Origin of the sequence: Pseudoalteromonas citrea, from assembly GCF_000238375.3 — a bacterium.
GTDB classification, from domain to species: Bacteria; Pseudomonadota; Gammaproteobacteria; order Enterobacterales; family Alteromonadaceae; genus Pseudoalteromonas; species Pseudoalteromonas citrea.
This window is the reverse complement of record NZ_AHBZ03000012.1, coordinates 483,566-504,084: the sequence shown is the minus strand read 5'-3', so window position 1 is coordinate 504,084 and position 20,519 is coordinate 483,566. Positions and strand designations below refer to the sequence as shown.

At 40.3% G+C, this 20,519-nt stretch carries 17 protein-coding genes; 7 read left to right on the top strand and 10 right to left on the bottom strand.

The genetic code is table 11. The features are described from left to right. Window positions 1–43: 43 nt before the first annotated feature. The 7 genes from PCIT_RS02305 to lptD all read right to left on the bottom strand — a co-directional run bounded on the left by PCIT_RS02305 (window position 44) and on the right by lptD (window position 8,721). Entirely contained in the window at window positions 44–2,059 is a 2,016-nt protein-coding gene (locus PCIT_RS02305) for a methyl-accepting chemotaxis protein (RefSeq protein ID WP_021032338.1), read from the bottom strand. Between the two features lie 116 nt (window positions 2,060–2,175). Next, window positions 2,176–2,976: a symmetrical bis(5'-nucleosyl)-tetraphosphatase gene (locus tag PCIT_RS02300; protein WP_010361526.1), complete on the bottom strand. Its 801-nt coding sequence runs from the start codon at window positions 2,974–2,976 to the stop codon at window positions 2,176–2,178. Between the two features lie 6 nt (window positions 2,977–2,982). Then, complete coding sequence (gene apaG, locus PCIT_RS02295; protein WP_010361527.1) at window positions 2,983–3,372, bottom strand: Co2+/Mg2+ efflux protein ApaG; 390 nt, start codon at window positions 3,370–3,372, stop codon at window positions 2,983–2,985. Further along, entirely contained in the window at window positions 3,356–4,162 is an 807-nt protein-coding gene (gene rsmA, locus PCIT_RS02290; RefSeq protein ID WP_010361528.1) for a 16S rRNA (adenine(1518)-N(6)/adenine(1519)-N(6))-dimethyltransferase RsmA, read from the bottom strand. The genes apaG and rsmA overlap by 17 nt, the downstream gene beginning before the upstream one ends. Beyond that, window positions 4,162–5,151 carry a 4-hydroxythreonine-4-phosphate dehydrogenase PdxA gene (gene pdxA / locus PCIT_RS02285; protein WP_010361529.1) on the bottom strand — a complete coding sequence of 330 codons (990 nt, stop codon included), beginning with the start codon at window positions 5,149–5,151 and terminating at the stop codon, window positions 4,162–4,164. Before pdxA ends, rsmA begins: the two co-directional genes overlap by 1 nt. 11 nt (window positions 5,152–5,162) lie before the next feature. Then, entirely contained in the window at window positions 5,163–6,455 is a 1,293-nt protein-coding gene (surA, locus tag PCIT_RS02280; RefSeq protein WP_010361530.1) for a peptidylprolyl isomerase SurA, read from the bottom strand. Window positions 6,456–6,471: 16 nt separating this feature from the next. Beyond that, window positions 6,472–8,721, bottom strand: coding sequence for an LPS assembly protein LptD (gene lptD / locus PCIT_RS02275; protein ID WP_010361531.1), 2,250 nt, complete (start codon window positions 8,719–8,721; stop codon window positions 6,472–6,474). Window positions 8,722–8,810: 89 nt separating this feature from the next. Here lptD and PCIT_RS02270 point away from each other — a divergent pair, with 89 nt between their 5' ends. Genes PCIT_RS02270 through djlA form a run of 3 tightly spaced genes read left to right on the top strand, consistent with a single transcriptional unit; the run spans window position 8,811 to window position 11,306 of the window. After that, complete coding sequence (locus PCIT_RS02270) at window positions 8,811–9,821, top strand: aminoglycoside phosphotransferase family protein (protein WP_162144424.1); 1,011 nt, start codon at window positions 8,811–8,813, stop codon at window positions 9,819–9,821. Further along, window positions 9,818–10,495, top strand: a complete 678-nt coding sequence (gene murU / locus PCIT_RS02265) for an N-acetylmuramate alpha-1-phosphate uridylyltransferase MurU (protein ID WP_010361533.1) — start codon at window positions 9,818–9,820, stop codon at window positions 10,493–10,495. Before PCIT_RS02270 ends, murU begins: the two co-directional genes overlap by 4 nt. Further along, window positions 10,485–11,306 carry a co-chaperone DjlA gene (gene djlA / locus PCIT_RS02260; RefSeq protein WP_010361534.1) on the top strand — a complete coding sequence of 274 codons (822 nt, stop codon included), beginning with the start codon at window positions 10,485–10,487 and terminating at the stop codon, window positions 11,304–11,306. Before murU ends, djlA begins: the two co-directional genes overlap by 11 nt. 90 nt (window positions 11,307–11,396) lie before the next feature. Here the strand turns inward: djlA and PCIT_RS02255 are convergent, their stop codons facing one another. Further along, on the bottom strand, window positions 11,397–12,290 hold the full coding sequence (locus tag PCIT_RS02255) for a DUF3530 family protein (protein WP_010361535.1): 894 nt from the start codon (window positions 12,288–12,290) through the stop codon (window positions 11,397–11,399). A 183-nt stretch (window positions 12,291–12,473) separates the two neighbouring features. Here PCIT_RS02255 and PCIT_RS02250 point away from each other — a divergent pair, with 183 nt between their 5' ends. The 4 genes from PCIT_RS02250 to PCIT_RS02235 all read left to right on the top strand — a co-directional run bounded on the left by PCIT_RS02250 (window position 12,474) and on the right by PCIT_RS02235 (window position 17,178). Next, entirely contained in the window at window positions 12,474–13,202 is a 729-nt protein-coding gene (locus tag PCIT_RS02250) for a GGDEF domain-containing protein (RefSeq protein ID WP_010361537.1), read from the top strand. 187 nt (window positions 13,203–13,389) lie between these two features. After that, window positions 13,390–14,325: a polyprenyl-phosphate transporter gene (locus tag PCIT_RS02245; RefSeq protein ID WP_010361538.1), complete on the top strand. Its 936-nt coding sequence runs from the start codon at window positions 13,390–13,392 to the stop codon at window positions 14,323–14,325. Between the two features lie 165 nt (window positions 14,326–14,490). Beyond that, window positions 14,491–15,927, top strand: a complete 1,437-nt coding sequence (nhaD, locus tag PCIT_RS02240; protein ID WP_010361540.1) for a sodium:proton antiporter NhaD — start codon at window positions 14,491–14,493, stop codon at window positions 15,925–15,927. Window positions 15,928–16,194: 267 nt separating this feature from the next. Next, a complete protein-coding gene (locus PCIT_RS02235; protein WP_010361541.1) occupies window positions 16,195–17,178 on the top strand; it encodes a hypothetical protein in 984 nt (327 codons plus the stop codon). Window positions 17,179–17,230: 52 nt separating this feature from the next. On the opposite strand, the gene PCIT_RS02230 is transcribed toward PCIT_RS02235, so the two are convergent. Further along, the gene (locus PCIT_RS02230) at window positions 17,231–17,623 is read right to left on the bottom strand and encodes an MmcQ/YjbR family DNA-binding protein (RefSeq protein WP_010361542.1); all 393 of its coding nucleotides are present in this window, start codon (window positions 17,621–17,623) and stop codon (window positions 17,231–17,233) included. Window positions 17,624–18,365: 742 nt separating this feature from the next. Beyond that, a complete protein-coding gene (locus PCIT_RS02225; protein ID WP_420492143.1) occupies window positions 18,366–20,504 on the bottom strand; it encodes a putative bifunctional diguanylate cyclase/phosphodiesterase in 2,139 nt (712 codons plus the stop codon). Window positions 20,505–20,519: the final 15 nt, after the last annotated feature.

Below are 20,519 nucleotides of genomic sequence, written 5' to 3'. Positions count from 1 at the left end.
ATCCCGATAGACCGGCTAACCTCTTAGCCGGTAATTTAAGAAACTATACCTTAAACTGTTCAACCGATAAACGAAGCTCTTCAGCCAACTTTGCAACCTCTGTACTTGAAATTGAGGTTTGATTTGCGCCTTCAGCTGTTTGCTCGGCGATAGACACAATTGACTCTAAACGTTCACTGATCTCTTGAGAAACTTGTTGTTGTTCATTTGCAGCAGTCGAAATCTCTTCACTCACATCATGTGCTTGCGATACAGCTTGGGTGATGCTATTTAGCGCCTCGTTAGCTAAATCACTTTTATCAACACATGATTCTGCTTGCTGCTTACCTTTTGACATAGCGGTTACGGCTTCTTCAGCACCCGCTTGCAAAGATTCAATCATAGACTGTATTTCTTGAGTTGACTCCTGAGTTTTACTTGCCAGTGATCTAACTTCATCTGCTACTACTGCAAAACCTCGACCTTGCTCACCCGCTCGGGCAGCCTCAATGGCTGCATTTAATGCGAGTAGATTCGTCTGTTCAGCAATACCACGAATAACATCTAATATTCCACCAATTGACGCACTGTCTTGATGTAACTTATTAATAACGCGAGATGCCTCATCAACCTCACGAGCAAGTTGCTCAATAGTGTGCTTATTATCATGAGAAATACCTTTCACACGTTCAGCTTCTTTATCCGCGTTTTTAATTTCAAGTAACGCTTGGTTTGCACTATTACTGACGCCATGAGAAGTACTACTCATTTCAGTGGTTGCCGTTGCGGCTTGTTCGACTTGTGCTTGCTGATTACGAATAGCTTGGCTTGACTCTGTCGTAATTGTAGATGTTTGCTCAGATGCTGCTGCAAGCTGTGTAGAGCGAGAAACAATGCCTGTGATCAGCTCACGTAAACTACTAATTAATGCGTTACAACTGCGAGACAGCTCACCGAATTCATCCTGTGCTGTATCATCCAAACGCTGCGTCATGTCGCCACGAGCAACGATTGTGAGTACACGATTAACTTCTGCAAGAGGTTTGGTAATTAGGTTTACGGTAACAAAAGCGACGACGATAGCAATAAGTGTGGCGATGACCATCCCAATCCACGTCCATAAGTTTGCTGCACTTACATCTTGGCTCACACCCTTTTGTAAGTCGAATGCAACTTTACTTGCTTCATCTAATAGCTGATCTAGCTGCTTTAAAGCGGCCTTGGTTGCTTGTTCGGCTTCTGCAAGTTCTGTTTTTGTCAGGTTAATCGCATTGATCAGGCGCTTTTTATTTTCTGATAAACTTTGAGTGCCAGTGGTATCTTGTTTTAATGCATCAAAATAAGACTCTAGATCAGCAAATAAGTCACTATCGAGTGCTATCACAGGACCTTTCATTAGCCCTATATTTCGCTCAAGCTCTTCAAGTAAATATATTTGATCTTTTTTTACGATATCGAGTGTATTTAAGTTTTCAACAGTCAGCATGTCGGCGCTGTTAGTCACTATACTGGAAAAATTGTTTTCCATACTATTTGCAGCTTGATACGCGCGATTACTCGACTCTTTTAGCCCATCTAAGTCAATAATATCGAGCACGACGGTTGTTGCATCTTCGGCATTTAGCTCAATATCTTCTAGCTGAGTCGCAGTTGTCTTTCTTAATTTTAACTCTAGCGCCTTATCCTTTAATAAGTTACTAACTGAATTTACGAAGTCTTTATATGTATTACCTACATCTTGTGCACTACGCGATAAACTTTGGTTACTGCTTACTACATTCTCGAGTGCAGCATGTGAATTGCTAAAAATATTTTGTCGCTGATTAAACTCAGCTTTAAGTGCATTTAGCTCCGCAGGGGTTTGTGCATAGAAGCTGCCTTGGGCAACTTTACTCATTAATGAAAACTCAACTTGTAGTTCTGAGCTTTTATCAAGCGCAGGAAGGGATAAGCTATTCACTTGTTGTGTCGAGCTATTTATATTTGCAATCCTTAGCAAAGAGTTTCCACCTATCATTAGGAGCAGTAAGGTGATAAGAATAAAACCACCCCAAATTCGTTGGCTTACAGTCAAGTTCATACAATTTCCATCAATTTTACTAGCAGGATTCAGTACTTATCGGTTTTATTGCGGATAAGTTAAGTATTTTATAGCAGATGTGACTAAAAAATTCAGTAAAAAGGGGCGAGAATAGATTATTTGCTTGAAAATTGTTCTTTCGTTGCAATATTCATCATAGTCATCGGTCCACCCCAGACACATCCTGTGTCTAATGCAATGACGTTTTGCATTTTTGTTACGCCTTTTAGCGCTGCCCAATGTCCAAATATAAAGGAAGCGTTTGACTTTTGAAAGCGTTCGCGATGAAACCAAGGTGTTAGTTCACAACCTTCACTTATGCCACTTTTATTGATTAAGTCTAGTTCATCGTTGGCTTTTAGATATCGCATCCGTGTAAAAACATTAACAATGGCTCTAAATTTCTCTAGGTCGTTAAGCTGTTTTATGTGACCTGTGGGGTGTGTTAAATACATTGCGTCGAAAAAATCTTTGGCATTTATACTACGATAACAGCGTTCGACAAACTGAGCATAGACGAGTGCTGCATCGATGCTCCATGTCGGGTAAATACCCGCATGAGAAATAAATGCATGATGTTCAGGTAGAGAAACGGCGAGCGGTTGTTGTTTTAATAACGCTAAAAACTTAGAGAAGTGTGGGCTTTGAAACACCGCTTCCAATTTATCTTTTGGGTTTGGTAAACGGTTTAATTCGGCACAGGCAAGTAAATGCAGATCGTGATTACCGAGCGTAATTGTAATTGCATCTTGATGCCTTAGTAACCAGTTTAAGCATGCAAGGGAGTCAGGCCCCCTTGCAACAACGTCACCGACTAAATAGAGGTGATCTTTACTCGGGTTAAAGTTCACCATATTTAATAATCGGTTTAAAGGCTTAAAGCACCCTTGTAAATCACCAACTGCGTACTGCGCCATATGTCTTTAATGTAAAGTGGTTAAGCTAGTCAAACTAAATACAGGGATAGGTGCTTCAAACTCAGTGCCAAACTCATTACGCATGATGTAATGGCCTTGCATTGTGCCTAACGGCGTATCTAGAACCGCCCCACTGGTATATTTGTAACTTTCACCCGGTGCTATTGATGGTTTTTCACCAATGACTCCCTCACCTTCGATTTCAGATTCTTTCCCATTTGCATCAGTGATGAGCCAATAACGGCTCTCTAACTTGGCGCTACATAAACTGTGGTTTTTAATTGTCACAGTGTAAGCAAATACATATTTGTCTTTTTCTGGCTGAGATTGCGCTTCTACATAAAAAGTTTCAACAGAGACTTTTATTGGAGAGCCAATATTACTGCTTATTGTCATAAATCCAGTTTGCTATATCAATGAATTGAGAAAGAGAAAGGTTTTCGGCACGTTTTGTCGCATCAATACCAATCTCAGCCATTTCCTCACTTGTTAACAAGTTAGAAAGACTATTACGGAGTGTTTTGCGGCGTTGATTAAAGGCCTCTAAACATACTGTGTTTAGTATTTTGGTACTTTTTGCAGAACGCTGTTCGGGCTTTTTTGGGATCAAGCGGATAACTGCTGAATCTACTTTTGGAGCGGGCTTAAAGCACTCGGGCGGTACATCAATCACTGGCATCGCATTACAATAGTATTGTGTCATTACACTTAAGCGACCAAATGCTTTTGAGTCAGGACTCGCGACCATGCGTTTTACAACTTCTTTTTGTAGCATAAAGTGCATGTGTTCAACATGATCAGCAAATTCAAAAAGGTGAAATAGCAGAGGTGTTGATACGTTATAGGGCAAATTTCCAAAGATTTTTAGTTTTTCGCCATCTTTGATTAAAGATGCGAAATCAAATTTCATTGCATCACCCTGATGCACTGTCAGCTTTGGACCCATAAAAGGGTGCTTGATCAGTCGTTCCGCTAAGTCTTTATCAAGCTCTACAACCGTTAATTTTTCACTTAGATCAACTACAGGTTCTGTGATAGCCCCTAAGCCTGGCCCAATTTCCACAAGGTTATCAGCTGGTTTTGGATCAATAGCAGTCACAATTTTATCGATGATCATGTCATCATTTAGAAAGTTTTGGCCAAAACGTTTTCGGGCACGGTGCCCTAAGTGTACTTTATCAGTCATTAATTCAGTGCTTTTTTGTTGGCGAGCTTTATTGCTTCGCGGATAGCTAAGTCAAAACTACCTACCTCAATATTTCCCGTAGCCGCTAAATCTAACGCAGTGCCATGGTCAACAGAGGTTCTTATAAAGGGTAGCCCAAGGGTAATATTTACCGAATTACCAAATCCTTTATATTTTAACACAGGTAGGCCTTGATCGTGATACATTGCAAGCACGGCATCTGCATTATCTAAATACTTTGCTTGAAATAAGGTATCTGCGGGCAATGGACCAACTAGGTTCATGCCTTGTGCATTTAATCTTTCAAGTGCTGGTGTGATGGTCTCAATCTCTTCTGTGCCTAGGTGACCGTCTTCACCTGCATGAGGATTCAATCCACAAACGAGTACGCGAGGCTTTTCAATCCCAAATTTACTTTTTAAGTCATCATGTAGAATATTTGCGACTTTAGTTAACCGTTCGGTAGTAACAGCTCGTGAAACATAGGCGAGGGGGATATGAGTGGTTACAAGTGCAACTCTCAGCCCCTCAGTCGCGAGCATCATAACCACATCTGAAGTATTAGATTGCAGCGCAAAATATTCAGTGTGACCACTGAATGAAATACCGGCACGGTTAATTATGCCCTTGTGTACAGGGCCTGTCACTACAGCGTCAAATGTGCCATCCATATTTTTTTCAGATGCGATACGCAGTGTCTCAAGTACATATTCACCATTTTTTTCATCAAGCTGTCCGGCCTTTACATTAGTGCCTTTATCAACTTGCATATAGTACAAGCATCCAGCTGGCGCTGGCTTTGCATCAATATGTGCATCAAATGGCAGTAAAGTGATGGACTCACCTAACTCGGCCGCGCGTTCTTCAATAATGGTGCGGTCAACCACTGCGACTAACTGTGAAGACCACACTTTTTGTGCCAATTTAATAACGAGATCTGGGCCGATGCCAGCAGGCTCACCCGGGGTAATTGCTATTCTTAGACACATGTTAGATCCATTTATTCTGTTGGGAAAATGTCAATATGGGCTTGTTCACGGATCTCACGTTGCCATTTGAAGCTTTCTTCTTTGAACTTACGGTTGAATAGGAGTCCGTGAGCACGGTTTATTTTTGCTTGATCCGTTTTGTCAGCTGTTCGCTTATCTAATAACTGCACAATATGCCAACCGAATGTACTTCTAAATGGTTCACTGATCTCATTTTGCTCTAAAGACAACAAGGTATTTTTAAACGCAGGTACATAGGTTGTTGGATCAGTCCAGTCATATTCTCCGCCTTTAAGTGCAGAGCCTGGGTCCTCTGAATGCTCTTTTGCCAACTCTGCAAAGTCAGCTTCTCCAGTACGCAGGTCTTTCGCGAAACCCGCTAACATATCTCGTGCTTTTTCTTCACTCAGAATGATTGAAGGTTTGATGAGAATATGGCGAGAACGTACCTCGGTCGTTTCTACTACTTGGCGGCCACGAATATCTTGTATTTTTAATATATGAAATCCGGCACCTGAACGAACTGGACCTACAATGTTGTCTTTTTTCTTACCTTTAACAGCTTCAGCAAATAATGACGGCATTTCATTGATACTCATCCAGCCTAATTGGCCGCCCTCTAAGGCTTTAGAGCCACTTGAAGAGGCAATAGCAATACGCTTAAACTCTTTGCCATCATTTAAAAAATCAATGACATTATCTGCGCGCTCTCTCGCATCTTGAATCTCTTGGGGTGATGCTTTGCTCGGGATCTTGATTAGGATATGACCAATATCATATTCTTCAGGATTGCCCGTTTGCTGTTCTAATATCTTTTGTAAATTAGCAACTTCTTGCGTACTAATATAAACGCGACGATCAACACTGGCACGTCGTACTTGGCTAATGGTGATTTCTTTACGGATCTCTTCGCGATAGGCTTGGTAACTTTCACCGCTAGATTCAACAGAACGCCTTAGATCGGCAATCGTCATGTTTTGATCTTTAGCAATATTAGCAATGGTTTGATCTAATTGAGAATCAGAAATCTCCATACCCATACGCTCGGCAAGTTGAAGTACTAAGGACTGATCCACTAAACGATCAATTGCTTGCACTCTGAGCGTTTTGTCTGACGGTAATTCGGTACTTTGTTGCTTTGCTTGCTCTTTAACACGTGTAATAATTTGTTCAACTTCACTTTGCAGAACCACACCTTCATTGACGGTGGCGACAATTTTATCTATCTGCACTCGTTCGGCGTGTACTACTTGACTAACACTTAATCCCAAAAGGGTGGCTAATAATAACTTTTTAAAATTCATAGTATTCTAATATTTATTAATTATTTAAAAAATAAGGTCGACGGTAGCCGAAGATACCTTGTTGCAATAGTTGGCTAGCACCATTGTTCGATTTACCACCTAACCCTTTAAATACAAAGTTAACACCAATACTGGTATCAAACTGTGCATTATCATGATTAATGGTTTGGTTTAAATCCGTTTCTATGTGTCTACCACCGGTTATTTGAACCGCCCAACAACAGCTGTCGTATTGAATACCGGCAAAAACTTCCACGCTTCGTGAGGTATTTAAATCTCTGTGGTATCTCGCAACAAGCTGCCAATTTTGGTTAATAGGTAGACTGCTAAAAATACCTATTTGGTCAATTTCATATCCTGAGACACTATTTGCGTAGCGATGGTTCAATTGCACGAGTTTATTATTGTCTCCTCTGTAATTCAGGGTGGTATGAGACTGTATCAACTCTTTTGAATCGGCATCATATTGCATTCCGGCAGAAAAGTACCAACGTCGATGCCAATGTACCATGGTTTCAGCCGCAAACAATGCATTGTAATTAGTTTCTACATTTGCTTCTTGTGCACTAGGCTTTACATCATCACTTAAGTAAATGATTTGCCCTATGCTAAAGTTAAAGCGCTCGGTGCTGTCATTATCAAAAACACGCGTTGTGGCACCTAGTGTAAATTGGTTTGCTTGTGCAATCCTATCTACACCAGAAAAACGTTGCTCTCTGAACAAGCCGGCAAAGTCATCTTGTAATCTTGTCGTATCATACAACCCAATGTTGTTTTGTTCTCTTTTAGGGGCATATAAATACTGTATTTGCGGCTCTAAAGTTTGGATGCCAGAGTGGTTAAATATTTTTGTTTCTCGTTCAAAATTAAGTTGTGAATGTATTCTTAATTTAGGCATTGTTCTTGAAACAGTTTTTTCGTACGACGTATTACTGAAGTCACCGTCTTGTTCGTAGTGGGTATGTAATAAGCTCGTTTCAGCAAGGAAAGACCAAGCATAATTCTCAATTGAAAAGTTAACACTTGGCTCAATGTGTAATCGGGACGCTTCTTTAATGATCAAGTTATCGTTACGGAAGTGACTTAAGTCGCCTAACACGGAGAAAGAAAGGTTTTGCCATTGATAGGGAGTACGATTGCGCCAAGTGATCTGTGGTAGCGCGGCATAAGACTCTGTATGGTCACCTAATACTTCAAAATTCTGTAGTTTTATGTCGGTGAGCCAATCATCACCAAGGTAACTTAATATGCCAGTTCTATTTAATTGAGTCTCAGTTTGATTGCCATACTTTGAATCTAAATCGGTTAAGTATGCATCATCACTGACATTGGTAACATCAATGCTTAAGCGCCATTGTTCGTTAAAGTAACTTTGCTGCTGCCAATGCACAAGATAGCGACTATCTAACTGCGGTTCAGCATCATCTTTATTCAAATATTCTACGCCAATGAGACCTTGGTGCTGCTCTGTTAGGTAGCGAAATTCAGAAACGAGCTGCAGTCCTTTTTTCGACATATACCTAGGGGTAATTGTTGCATCATAGTTTGGCGCAATATTCCAATAAAAAGGCAGGGCCATACCAAAGCCATATTTACTGCTTGAGCTTGAAAGAACCGGGGCTAGCAATCCTGACTTTCTTCTGTCATCTATGGGGAATGTAAAGTACGGAATATAAATAATAGGTGTATCAAGGACTTTGAGTACGGCATTGTACGACTCTCCCCAACCATCCTGTTTTGACAAGGTAATGGTACTGGCTTCAAGTTGCCAAAAAGGGGCTTCGACAGGACAGGTTGTAAAACTAGAGTTATACAAGCTAATTTCTTTTTCCGATGCATATAGCTTTTCTGCACCACCGCGACCAACTTGTTGGGTGAGTTGATAGTCAGCGCCGAGTAAGCTGATATCATTATTATTTAAATCAGCATACAGACCACTACTATTTACTAAGGTAAAGGCATCTTGGTATGTTAAGGGGCCTGTTGCATTGAGTAAACCTCTTTCCTTATCGATTAAGGCGGAGCTAGCAGAAAGGCGCATTTTCGTGGTGTTAATGTCGACATTACCAGAAAATTCAGCACTGGCTGTCCCTTGCATTTCAACGTCATCTGCTTGAATATCTATGGCGTTTTCTTGCAACGATCTGAGAGGTAGCCAGTTTTTCGGTTGAAAATACTGACTGCACTGCATTGGTGTAGACTCTGATGCGGCTAGTGCTGGTGCGCTACTGAGTGTCAGAAAGACGACCCCCCAAGTTTTACTCATTTAATAACCTTGTTAGCCTAGTATATTTATCTAAGCACGACATAATAAAGTAAAACTCAGTTAAATACAGTAATTAAGAATGGATTTTTGTGACAAATAATACAGAAAGGAAAACCTACATCGATAGGTTTTTAACACAGTTTTTTAGAGGGCGACCATATCAGGTCGAAGTTGTGACGGGGGATGCGAGTTTTCGTCGTTATTTGAGGGTCCACAAAGAGAGCGAGAGTTACATTTTAATGGACTCAGACCCGAGTAAAGTAAACAACGACCCTTTTGTTGAGCTTAATGCGAGTTTTAGTCAGGTCGGCTTGAGAGTACCTGAAATAATAGCAACAGATATGACGCATGGCTTGTTGCTATTAAATGACTTGGGTTGTGAGCACCTGGCTGATTTGTTGCAAAGTCCGGATAGGCTTAAATATTACAAATCAGTTTTAGCGCTGATCCCATCTATCGCAAAAGTTGCTTACTCACCCTATATGAAGCCATATGATAGTGCCTTCATACAACAAGAGATTGAAATATTTGAGCAGTGGTTACTGGCTGGTTGGCTGGACTATGAGCTGGACGACTATCAAAATGCACAGTGGCAACTTTGTAAACATCAGTTAGTAGAAAATATGCTGTCACAACCTCAAACTACCATGCATCGAGATTTTCATAGTCGTAATATTATGCGAGATGAATACCATTGGGTGTTAATTGATTATCAAGATGCGGTGCAAGGGCCAGTCACATATGATGTGGTGTCGCTACTACGAGATTGTTACTTTAGATTACCTGATGACGAATTCTCTCTTTTACACAATGAGAGTTATCACATACTCACAAGTGCAGGTTTACTTAACGGTATGTCTTATACCGATTACCAGCGGTATTTTGATTTAACCGGCTTGCAGCGGCATTTGAAAGCAGCAGGGATATTTATTCGATTGTTATTGCGAGATAATAAGGGCGGTTATTTAAATAACATTATACCGACTTTAGAATATGTAATTGAAGTTGCAGAACGTTATGAATGTTTCCAATGGCTTGCAACTTGGTTAGCGAATGAGATAATGCCATTAATTGATAACAAATTGAATACAGCAAAATGAAAGCAATGATCCTCGCTGCTGGACGTGGCAAACGCATGATGCCACTGACAGAAAAGTTACCAAAGCCGATGCTAAAAGTGAATGGTCAGCCCTTATTGACATATCATATTGAGCGCTTAAAGGCTGCGGGAATAACCGATATTGTGGTCAATTTGGCTTGGTGTGGAGATAAAATTGTCGAGTATTTTGCTGATGGCCAGGAATTTGGTGTTCATATTCAATATTGCCATGAACAAGAAGGTGGATTGGAAACGGCGGGTGGTATCATAAATGCACTGCCGTATTTAACTGAGCACCATGAAGATTTTATTGTGATCAATGGTGATATTTTTACTGATTACGATGTACATGCACTCAAGCAACTTCAGCTTAATGTTGGAGAGGCGCATATCGTGTTAGTTGAAAACCCCCCGCATAATGAAAATGGTGATTTTTGCCTTGCTCATCAAGTTGTGAACACTCAAAAATATACATTCTCGGGTATTGGTTTGTATAATAAAGCATTCTTCGATCAACAAAGTACTGGGTTTGCCGCCTTGGGGCCTTTATTGAGACAAGGGCTAAGTGCTGGTGATGTCTCCACAGAGTTATACCTAGGGCAGTGGTCAGATATTGGTACGCCGCAGCGGTTATTAGATGTCAATGCGCAGCAGGAGTTGAACAATGTGGGGTAAGTTACTAGGTGTATGCTTCGGGTTTATGTTTGGGCGATGGCTGGGGGCAATTTTTGGTTTTTGGTTAGGCCACTTATTTGATCGAAGCTTAAAGCAAGACTTTGATAAAGTGGGGGGGTTCCAGGGGTTTTTCAAAGGAGATGATTTACACCAGCGTCAAGCGTTATTCTTCTCGAGTTGTTTTGCGGTTATGGGCCATATTGCAAAATCTAATGGTCGAGTCAGTGAAACACATATTAAAGCAGCCTCATTATTTATGGATGAGATGGGACTGCATGCAGAGGATCGTCAAGAAGCCCAAAATGCATTTAGGGCCGGTAAAGAAAGCGACTTTGAATTAAAACAAGCAGTTCAGGATTTCAAAGAAGTTTTTTCTCGCCGTTATGATTTATTGCAGCTCTTTTTAGAAATTCAAATTCAGATGGCGTTTTCAGACGGTCATTTAGCACCCCAGGAAGTACAGCTGTTAAAAAAAGTAAGCCAGTTATTAGGCGTGTCTAATACACATTTTTCGTTTATTTTAAAACGCTACCAAGCGGAATTTAAGTTTCGTCAGCAACGGGCACAGCAAGGTGAGCAACAGCAGTATCGAGCTCCACAGCCTACTTCTGAAATATCACGGGGGCAAGCATTGGCGGTATTAGGATTATCTGAGCCGGCAAATGAGAAAGACGTAAAGCGGGCATATCGAAAATTAATGGCGCAGCATCACCCTGATAAGTTAGTTTCGCAAGGACTTCCACAGCATATGATGGAAGTGGCTAAAAAGAAAAGTCAGGATATTCAAGCAGCTTACGAGTTTTTAAAATAATGCACTTAAGTCTTTTAATAGCCTCAATGAGATTGTTCATTTATTGAGTTCGTTAAGGCCAATGCTGGTTTTATGAGCATGGGTACGCGGCTACAGTTGCCTTAAGAAACCATCAACTTCTTTACGTAGTCTTTGATGTTGGCGCATTTCAGTTGTTAATCCGAATAATTGGCGCTGACGGTAATCGAACTTACTATTACGTTTTACCCAGCGTATTCTCTCGGCCATATTTCGGGTCACCAATGGACTGTCATTACTATAAAAAACATCCAGTAAAGGGGGGCTCACTAGCGAGAAGTTGGCGGGCAAATGTCGCTGTCTTTCGCTGTGTGGTAACTGTGCACTGATGGCAATAAATGCATCGAGTTTTATGTTGGGTAATTCTGCTAAATACTCTCCAAAAATACCCGCACTGGTACCTTGTGCAATCACAACTAATTTTTCTTGTTGCCGCATGGTGAGCTGAGAATACAATGCTTTAAATATAGCAACCACTTGTGTTTTGTAGTCATCAAGCTGGGCCTCTGGGAGGCCAATTACAACAGTCTTAGATGCTTGATTAACTTTATTATCCATTGATTCAATAGCGTCTGTTTCGCTTTTATTCGGTACCTCTTTACTCTCATCAGTATTATTTTGCTCTGCGTATATGATGTCAGGTATTTGAAGAGCGTAGGTGTCAAACCCGTCATCTGTCAGGGCTTGGTATAGGTAGTTAAATCCATTGTAAGACAGCGGTGAATGGCCTATATCTGGAATAAGAATCACCACACCACGCTTTTGTGATGCCATATATTGAGAAAAAACGGCGAAGCTTTTTCCCCCTTCGGTTTCAATATCGATGAGTGCTTCACTATTAAAGTATTTAGATAAATCTCGCTTCTCTATTTCCAGTCGTGATTCAGGCAGAACAAAGTCTGCAGCTACTAAAAATGAACTAAATAGTAGGGTACACGTAAATAAAAGGAAGGAAAAAATTCTCATAATTTTACAGTTCTCATATGGCCTAACTATAGATATCGGCAGAAGTAACTGATTATTTACCCATATGTGTATAAAAATAACCACATGACTCATTGTATCTGTATAGCTTGTGTGTTTCTATTAGCGGGTCTAAGATATGGTATGCACTCCCTGTCTATTTCCGTACTGTGAGAGAGTTACTCTATGTTACCTGGCCATATTAAGCCACTGAAAATGAATTACCGACAAGAGCTATTTATACTGTTAATAGTGAACTTAGTCTGTTTTATGGTTTTCTCTAAATATGACACTTTGGAGTGGATATATCACTTTTCTCGGTCTCATGAACACTATGAGTTAGATGAGCTCGTGCCATTACTATTTTCATTGACGATTACTTTTGCTTTATTTTCTTTTCGACGTTGGAAAGAGGCGCAGCTATTTTATACAGAAGTAGAGTATCTATCGTTTCACGATAGCATGACTGGGTTGCTCAATCGCAGGGGAGCACAGTTAAAAATGGCACATTTACCTCATGTATACGCTGAGTCGGCTGTTGTTTTTATTGATTTTGATAACTTCAAGCAAGTAAACCAGTTATATGGCTATGAAGTGGGAGATGAGATTTTAAAACGAGCCTCTACCGAACTACTTAGTGAATACAAACAGTGCTTATTATCACGATGGGCTGGTGAGGAGCTAATGGTAATTGTGCCAAGTATTAACAGGCAAATGCTACCAAGCTTTGTCGACGATTTATATAAACGTATTGCCGCGAGCATTGAGCTATCAGCACACGCAGTGACCATCAGCATAGGAGCTGTATGGGGGGATGCACAAGCGAATCATCAACAGCTACTGGTGTTAGTCGATGAAGCATTATCTCATGCAAAGCAGCGTGGAGGCGCTCAGGTCAAAATTTTTGACCATTAATATCTGTGTGAGCTGTCATCCATTTCGAGTTTGTTTTGACCCTTTGCTTACTTAAGGCTTAAAGCGCTGTATAAATGGCAAAAGTGCCTTGCATCTTCTGATTCTGTAGTTGAGTATCTTTATGAGATCTAAGACAATCAAACTTTCTTGGGTAAACTCGCCTTTCACGTGATATGGAGTACTATTTGTGACGCATAAGTCTGATTCAATAAAAGACTATATATTTTTATTTCTTAAAGGTGCAGGCATGGGAGCTGCAGATGTTGTCCCTGGGGTTTCAGGTGGCACCATCGCGTTTATTACCGGTATTTACGCGCGTTTCTTAGCCGCAATTAAAAGTGTTAATCTAGAAGCACTGCAATTATTACGAAAAGAGGGTTACAAAGCGAGCTGGCAATATATCGACGGCACTTTTTTATTTACGGTATTCGCCGGACTGATAACCAGTGCGGCTTCTTTAGCCAAAGTTATTACATACTTACTAGCTCATCATCAATTATTGGTTTGGTCGTTCTTCTTTGGTTTAATTTTGGCATCATTTATTTATATTGCGAAACAAATAGACCAGTGGCGATCGAGCGCGATAGCTAGCTGTACAGTGGGAGCCGTGATTGCTTATGCAATTACTTCATTAGCACCTGTAGAGGCTCAACCTCACACTTGGTTATATTTTGTTTCAGGCGCGGTCGCTGTTTGTGCAATGATCCTCCCCGGGATCTCTGGGAGCTTCATTTTGTTATTGTTGGGCATGTATGGTCATGTTTTATCAGCGATTACGAATAAAGAACTGTCATTAATTGCATTGTTTTTATTAGGTTGTGTCGTTGGATTAATGCTGTTTTCTCGCTTTCTTTCATGGCTGCTAAATCAATATCAACAAATAACATTTGCATTGTTAGCAGGCTTTTTACTTGGCTCATTGAACTTACTATGGCCATGGAAATCAGTGGTTTCAACTTATATCAACTCTAGTGGTGTAGAGAAGCCATTAATGCAAAAAAATATCTTTCCAACTGAGTATGTAAATTTGGTAGGCCATGACCCACAAACATGGCTTTGTATTGGACTCGCTTTATGTGGCTTACTGCTTATTTTAGGTATTGAAAAACTGAGCGATAAATAGTTTGAGCGGGCTTTGAGTTAGCCCGCAATGTTAATACTCACCCCATTTTTATCGTCATAAACAGTCAAATTTAGACTTGTGTACAATTGGCGAGTTCAAAATTTATGCTATCTTCTTGTTTCCAAAATTTAACATATTTTCAATATTAATATAATGGGTACATAGATGGGGATTTGGGGATTTAAACTCGGTATTATACTTGCTGTCAGTTTGGGGCTGTGTAGCTCAGCTTTGGCAGCAGATGGAAGAATTGATTTAACGACTTCGAATATTGGTATCGTGTGTATTGTCATTTTTGTGGCGGCATATACGTTAGTCATGCTAGAAGAGAAGTTACATTTACGTAAGTCAAAGCCTGTGTTGGTTGCAGCTGGCTTAATTTGGATTTTAATTGGTGCATTTTATGTAAATCAAGGAAGTCCATATATTACAGAACAAGCGTTTCGTCATAACTTACTTGAATTTGCCGAGTTGATGCTCTTTTTGTTAGTTGCTATGACCTATATAAATGCACTGGAGGAACGCAGAGTATTTGATGCTTTGCGTGCATGGATGATCCGCAAAGGTTTTAGCTATAAGAATCTATTTTGGATATCTGGCTTTTTAGCATTTTTTATATCGCCGATTGCCGATAACTTAACAACAGCTTTGTTGATGTGTGCTGTTGTTATGAAAGTGGCTGAAGGTGACAAGCGTTTTATTAATTTAAGCTGTATTAATATTGTCATAGCGGCTAATGCTGGCGGTGCATTCAGCCCATTTGGTGATATTACAACGTTAATGGTTTGGCAAGCGGGTCTAGTGCAGTTTAATGAGTTTTTAGTCTTATTTTTCCCATCATTGGTCAATTACATTGTGCCTGCGGCAATCATGAGCTTTTACGTTGAAAATAAGCAGCCAAATGCTGTGTATGAAGAGATCGAGCTCAAGCGCGGAGCATTGCGCATTTTAACGTTATTTCTATTAACGGTCGCAACCGCAGTGGCGTGTCACACGTTTATACATCTTCCTCCTGTTTTGGGCATGATGATGGGGCTTGGGTATTTACAATTCTTTGGCTACTTTTTACGCGTGACATTACCTGGCTCTTTGGCGCGAAAGAAGGCAATTGCTGAACAAGTTGGTGATAAAGAACGTTTGGTTAGATTAGGCAGTGTTGTTCCATTTGATGTGTTCAGTAAAGTGTCTCGGGCTGAATGGGATACTCTGTTATTTTTCTACGGTATTGTTATGTGTGTGGGCGGTTTAGGCTTTTTAGGTTACTTGAGCCTTATGTCTGAGGTACTGTATGGCGGTTGGTCAGCAACTGCAGCCAATATATTTCTCGGGGTGATTTCAGCTGTAATAGATAATATTCCCGTGATGTTCGCTGTTTTATCGATGCAGCCAGACATGTCTCATGGGCAGTGGTTGCTAATTACCCTCACAGCAGGTGTTGGAGGGAGTTTACTTTCAATCGGTTCAGCGGCGGGGGTTGCATTGATGGGGCAGGCAAAAGGGTATTACACCTTTTTTGGTCACTTGAAGTGGGCGCCGGTCATTGCACTTGGTTATGCCGCGAGCATTGCTATGCATTTATGGTTAAACGCAGAACTTTTTTAATCTAATACACAAGGGGCGATATGCCCCTTGTGTATTAGGTTGCTTGATATTTCCCTTTCATAAATTTATTAGTTATTCGTTTACCCTGTTAATTGGGCCAGTGATCTTATGCCTTAAAAATATAGTGCATAAGTATCATTTGAAATGAAACAGTCATTTAGACGGTTAATACTTAACGTACGTTTAAAAATAACGCATTTAGACTGATCTTTTTATCCGAATATTTGCGTACTTTAGTCGTTAGCTAAACTGAATGAGTCGGAGAGTATGGGGATTGCGAATTTACAATATCAGGAAGACTGCGCATATGAGGAAGCGATAAGTAATGCGCCTAAAGTGTTACTGACAGATGATATAGAGGTGACACCACAACACTTTTTTAAATACCATCACACCCTTGAGAGTGTGCGCGAGCTATTAGCTGACATAGAGTTCGAAACTAGTTATCGGCTGGTAGCAAGTGAACATAACGGTTTACTGCGTATGCAAGTAGCCATGCTGAGTGCTGATAACTATCAATCAGGCAGTAAAAAACTGTTATTTGGTCGAAGCTGGCCAATCGAGGTCAATTTGCCTACTTCAGAGTTACTACAAACCGCATTACTTGCATTGTATGTTGCTCGTGAACATGAGATCCGTGAGCGCTACACACTTAGCGTTGACGGGGCGATCACGACACCGTTGAACAACCATCAAGATTTCCCTCTTATCGTCAAAGTCCCGCATTTACTATCAGGGAGTGCCAATCAATTAACGAAAAGCGGCGTTGAGCGGATATTGAAACAAGTACGTTTTTTAGATCAGGAATTTAGCTTGGAAAGGTACGTTGAAGTGGATGGCGATAATGTGCTGATAAGCGTGTTATTGTTAAGCGGTGATGATGAGCTGCCAGAGTTTAGGAGCACGTCATTGCATCTTGTGTGCTCATTAAAAGATGAAAATGCTTTTTACTATGAGCTTATGGAAGGGCTTTTAAAAATTTCGAAGCAATATGTTGCTGAGAACTTTAAATTCAGAGGCGTTGCGCGCTTTAGTAAAAACCATTGTGTTGTTGGTCTTGCACGGCTAAATCGTGATGTAAGAGACCCTAGTAAATTGGCGATGTGTGAGCTTTCCAGTTTGCAGGCGGCACAATTAAACTACGAAGTGGATGCAACACGCATGCCTAACGGGTGTGAACAATTAATGGCGAATTTTATAAAAGAAAATGGCGAGATAGATATAGCCAATCGGCATTTATACCCGTTTTGAAAATGGCCCTCGCAATAAATGCGAGGGAAACCACGACGTTATAAAATTTGGCTTAAGGTTGAGCCATCTTTTGTAACGCTTCTTTTTGAGCTGTTGGTAAATTATCTACCACAATATCGTATGAGGTATTTATCATGCGAATTATTTCGATTTCAGGAACTGACCCATCAAGAATAATGGTATTCCAAAGTCGTTTATTCATGTGATAACCCGGTACAATTGAAGAGTATTGCTCGCGAAGCACTAATGCTTCATCTGGATCGCACTTTAGGTTTAACCACCAAATTGGCTCACCACTCTCATTGACTTGCCCTTCTTTCCCTTCCGAAAGTGTTGCAAACATCTTGTGCTGTACTTTGTAGACATCGACATCTTGCGCAAACGGCTGGGTAATAAAAGTTGCAGGCTTATCCTGCAAGTATTTATGTACGCTCTTTTGATCCATAGCTCGTGTCCTTGAAGTAACTAATATTTTAAAAACTACATGGCTTAATTTTAGCAGCTATTGTGATAATACTGTAATTCAGTATCGGTAAAAACTATCAGATAGTTTAGACCAATATGTACTAAAGCAAATAAATGTCTTCTATCTAGAGTATTGAATTTAAGATATTTCAATGAGCGTAACCGCTTTTACTCTATTGGACCGATAAGGGGTTCAATTTACTTTAGTTCTTTATTACAAAATTTAATCATATTGCTGTAGAGCAGGTAATACCTACTCTGCAGGTAAATTTTACTACTAAAACTTAAAAAGTATGACCTTTCAAACCATAACTATTGCTTCAATTAAACCTGTAAAATTTTACATGTTGACAATTACTTTAATGTTTTCATGGCGTTAACATAAAAATTAAGCAGTTGGAACAATCGCTCCTGTTTAATTGAGGTGCTATTAAATTAAATAATGCCATATTTTGCAACAATTAAAGTTTTTTTTGTACAAAAAAATACCTGAAGCGCACTCAGTGATCGTAATAATGTAGGGCGTTATGTGGCTTATCGTGGTGTTATTGATGGGAGCTTGTACAATGTTTTTTGAAACGGTACGTTCAGGCGCGCCTATATGGCGCTGGACATTCCTAGGTGGGGTTTTTATGCTGTTTATACGCGTTTATTACAGAGTCGCTATACGGCGCGTTATGCAGCAGCCTATGTGTTTTTGGGGGGCGTAATTTAGCCGTGGGTTAATTTACGACTTTTAAATTGGGTTGGTCGCTTCTTTCTCGTTGCTTCTGTGCCTTTAGAAATTCACTAAATTCTTCTGGTGATAATGGCTTAGAATAGTAATAGCCTTGAACTGTCTCACAGTTTAATTCTTCAAGCATTACTAACTGCTCAGCCTGTTCAACCCCTTCGGCGACGACATGTAAATCAAGGTTATGAGCGATGGTGACAATTGAGTCGACCATATTTCGGCCTCTTTCAGTGTTCATATCGTCAACAAAGGCTTTATCTACTTTTAATGTGTTAAGTGGGAATTGCTTTAAGTATGCTAAAGACGAATATCCGGTACCGAAGTCATCAATGGCGAGGTGGATCCCTCGAGCACTGAGGGAGCGCATGATAGAAATCGCTTCTTTTGGATCATCCATCACAGTACCTTCCGTTATTTCTAGTTCAAGAAAATAAGAAGGAAGTTGATTTTTCTGCAAGATCACATCAATCCGAGTGGTCAGATCTGGGAGACTAAACTGTTTAGCTGATAAATTTACCGCGACACGACCATTAAATAAATCTTGGTCAATCCAGTTTTTTACGTCTTTACAGGCTTTATCTAGAACGACCTCACCTATTTCAATGATTTGCCCTGTTTCTTCAGCAATGGGAATGAACACACCTGGACTGATGATCCCTTTCTTTGGTGTGATAAAGCGCACGAGGGCTTCCATACCGACAAGTTTACCTGTTTTTATATCCATTTTTGGCTGATAGTACACAACAAAGTGATCTTCTTTAAGTCCGTAGCGCATTAGATTTTCAATTTGGAGGCGCTTAACGGCTTGCTCGTTCATTGAGTCATTAAAGAATAAGTAGTGATTCCCTTTTTGTTTGGCATGATACATCGCAGTATCTGCGTTTTTTAATAATATTTCTGGGGTGGCTCCATCCTCAGGAAAGAGCACGATACCTACAGAAGAGGTAATCACTAACTCATGATTGGCCATCTTGAATGGGGTCGCAATGGCGGCAAGAAACTGTTTTGCGGTGCGAGTTATTGTATGAATGTCATTAGTACCAGACATAACGAGCGCAAATTCATCACCGCCTAGACGATAAAATGTGTCTTGTTGACGTGCTAGCTTATTAAGCCGCATAGCGAGTTTAGCCAGCAGGCTGTCACCGAGCTGGTGGCCCAGTGAGTCATTAATTTTCTTAAAATTGTCTAAATCGAATACTAACAGGGCGTGATGAGTGTTTTGCTGCGCTAGCTTTTTGAGGTTTGTAAAAAACAAGTTTCGATTCGGCAATCCCGTTGTGCGATCTCGATTAGAGAGATTATGTAGTTGAGATTCCGCCTTTTTACGTTCTGTTAAGTCTGAAAATACCACAACGTAATTAGTTATTTGACCTTGATTATTCTTTATTTCGTCAATGGTAATTTCAATAGGAAGTAAAATATCTTTATGATTACGTAGTTTAAGCTCTTCTTGCCAATGTTCAGTGTCTTTTAGGCATGCTTTTATCTCGCTCATGTAGCGGTTATCGTAACCTGATAGTGTAAATGGTCTCCCAATATACTGTACCCGTACGCCACCAAATAGCTTCAAATAGCTTGGATTTAAATCTACTAAATTGAAGTTTCGATCATAAATGGCAATCGCGTCAGTTAGCGACTCAACACACTTTGCAAATAAATTAAGCCGCTCTTCTGTACTTTTTAGATGACTGATATCCCTGACGGTTCCCGTCATTCTAAGAGGGTTAAGGTTGTTATCTTTCTCTATTATTTTTCCTCTATCCAAGACCCAGTGATATTGATCTAAACTATCTTTTATTCTGTAGCTGGCTTCAAAAAAAGCCGTTTTTTCACCAATGTGCTGCTTGAGGAGTCGGTCAACTAAAGCGATGTCTTGGGGGTGAATACGATTTGCGTTAGGAATAAATTCTCCCGCGGCACTTTTATGCATCATATACTTGTCATTGATGCGGATTATTTCACCTGTAGCTATGTTCCAATCCCACAAGGTATCACCGCTGCCTTCCACGGTGCTTTTTAAGCGATGTTCAGACAATGACAGCGTTTGATGGGCGCGCTTGAGTTTTTTATTGTAAAGGTATTGTGCGAGGGTAATAAAAAAAAACACAACAAAAGCTCCAGCCATCAAGGGACTAAAGGT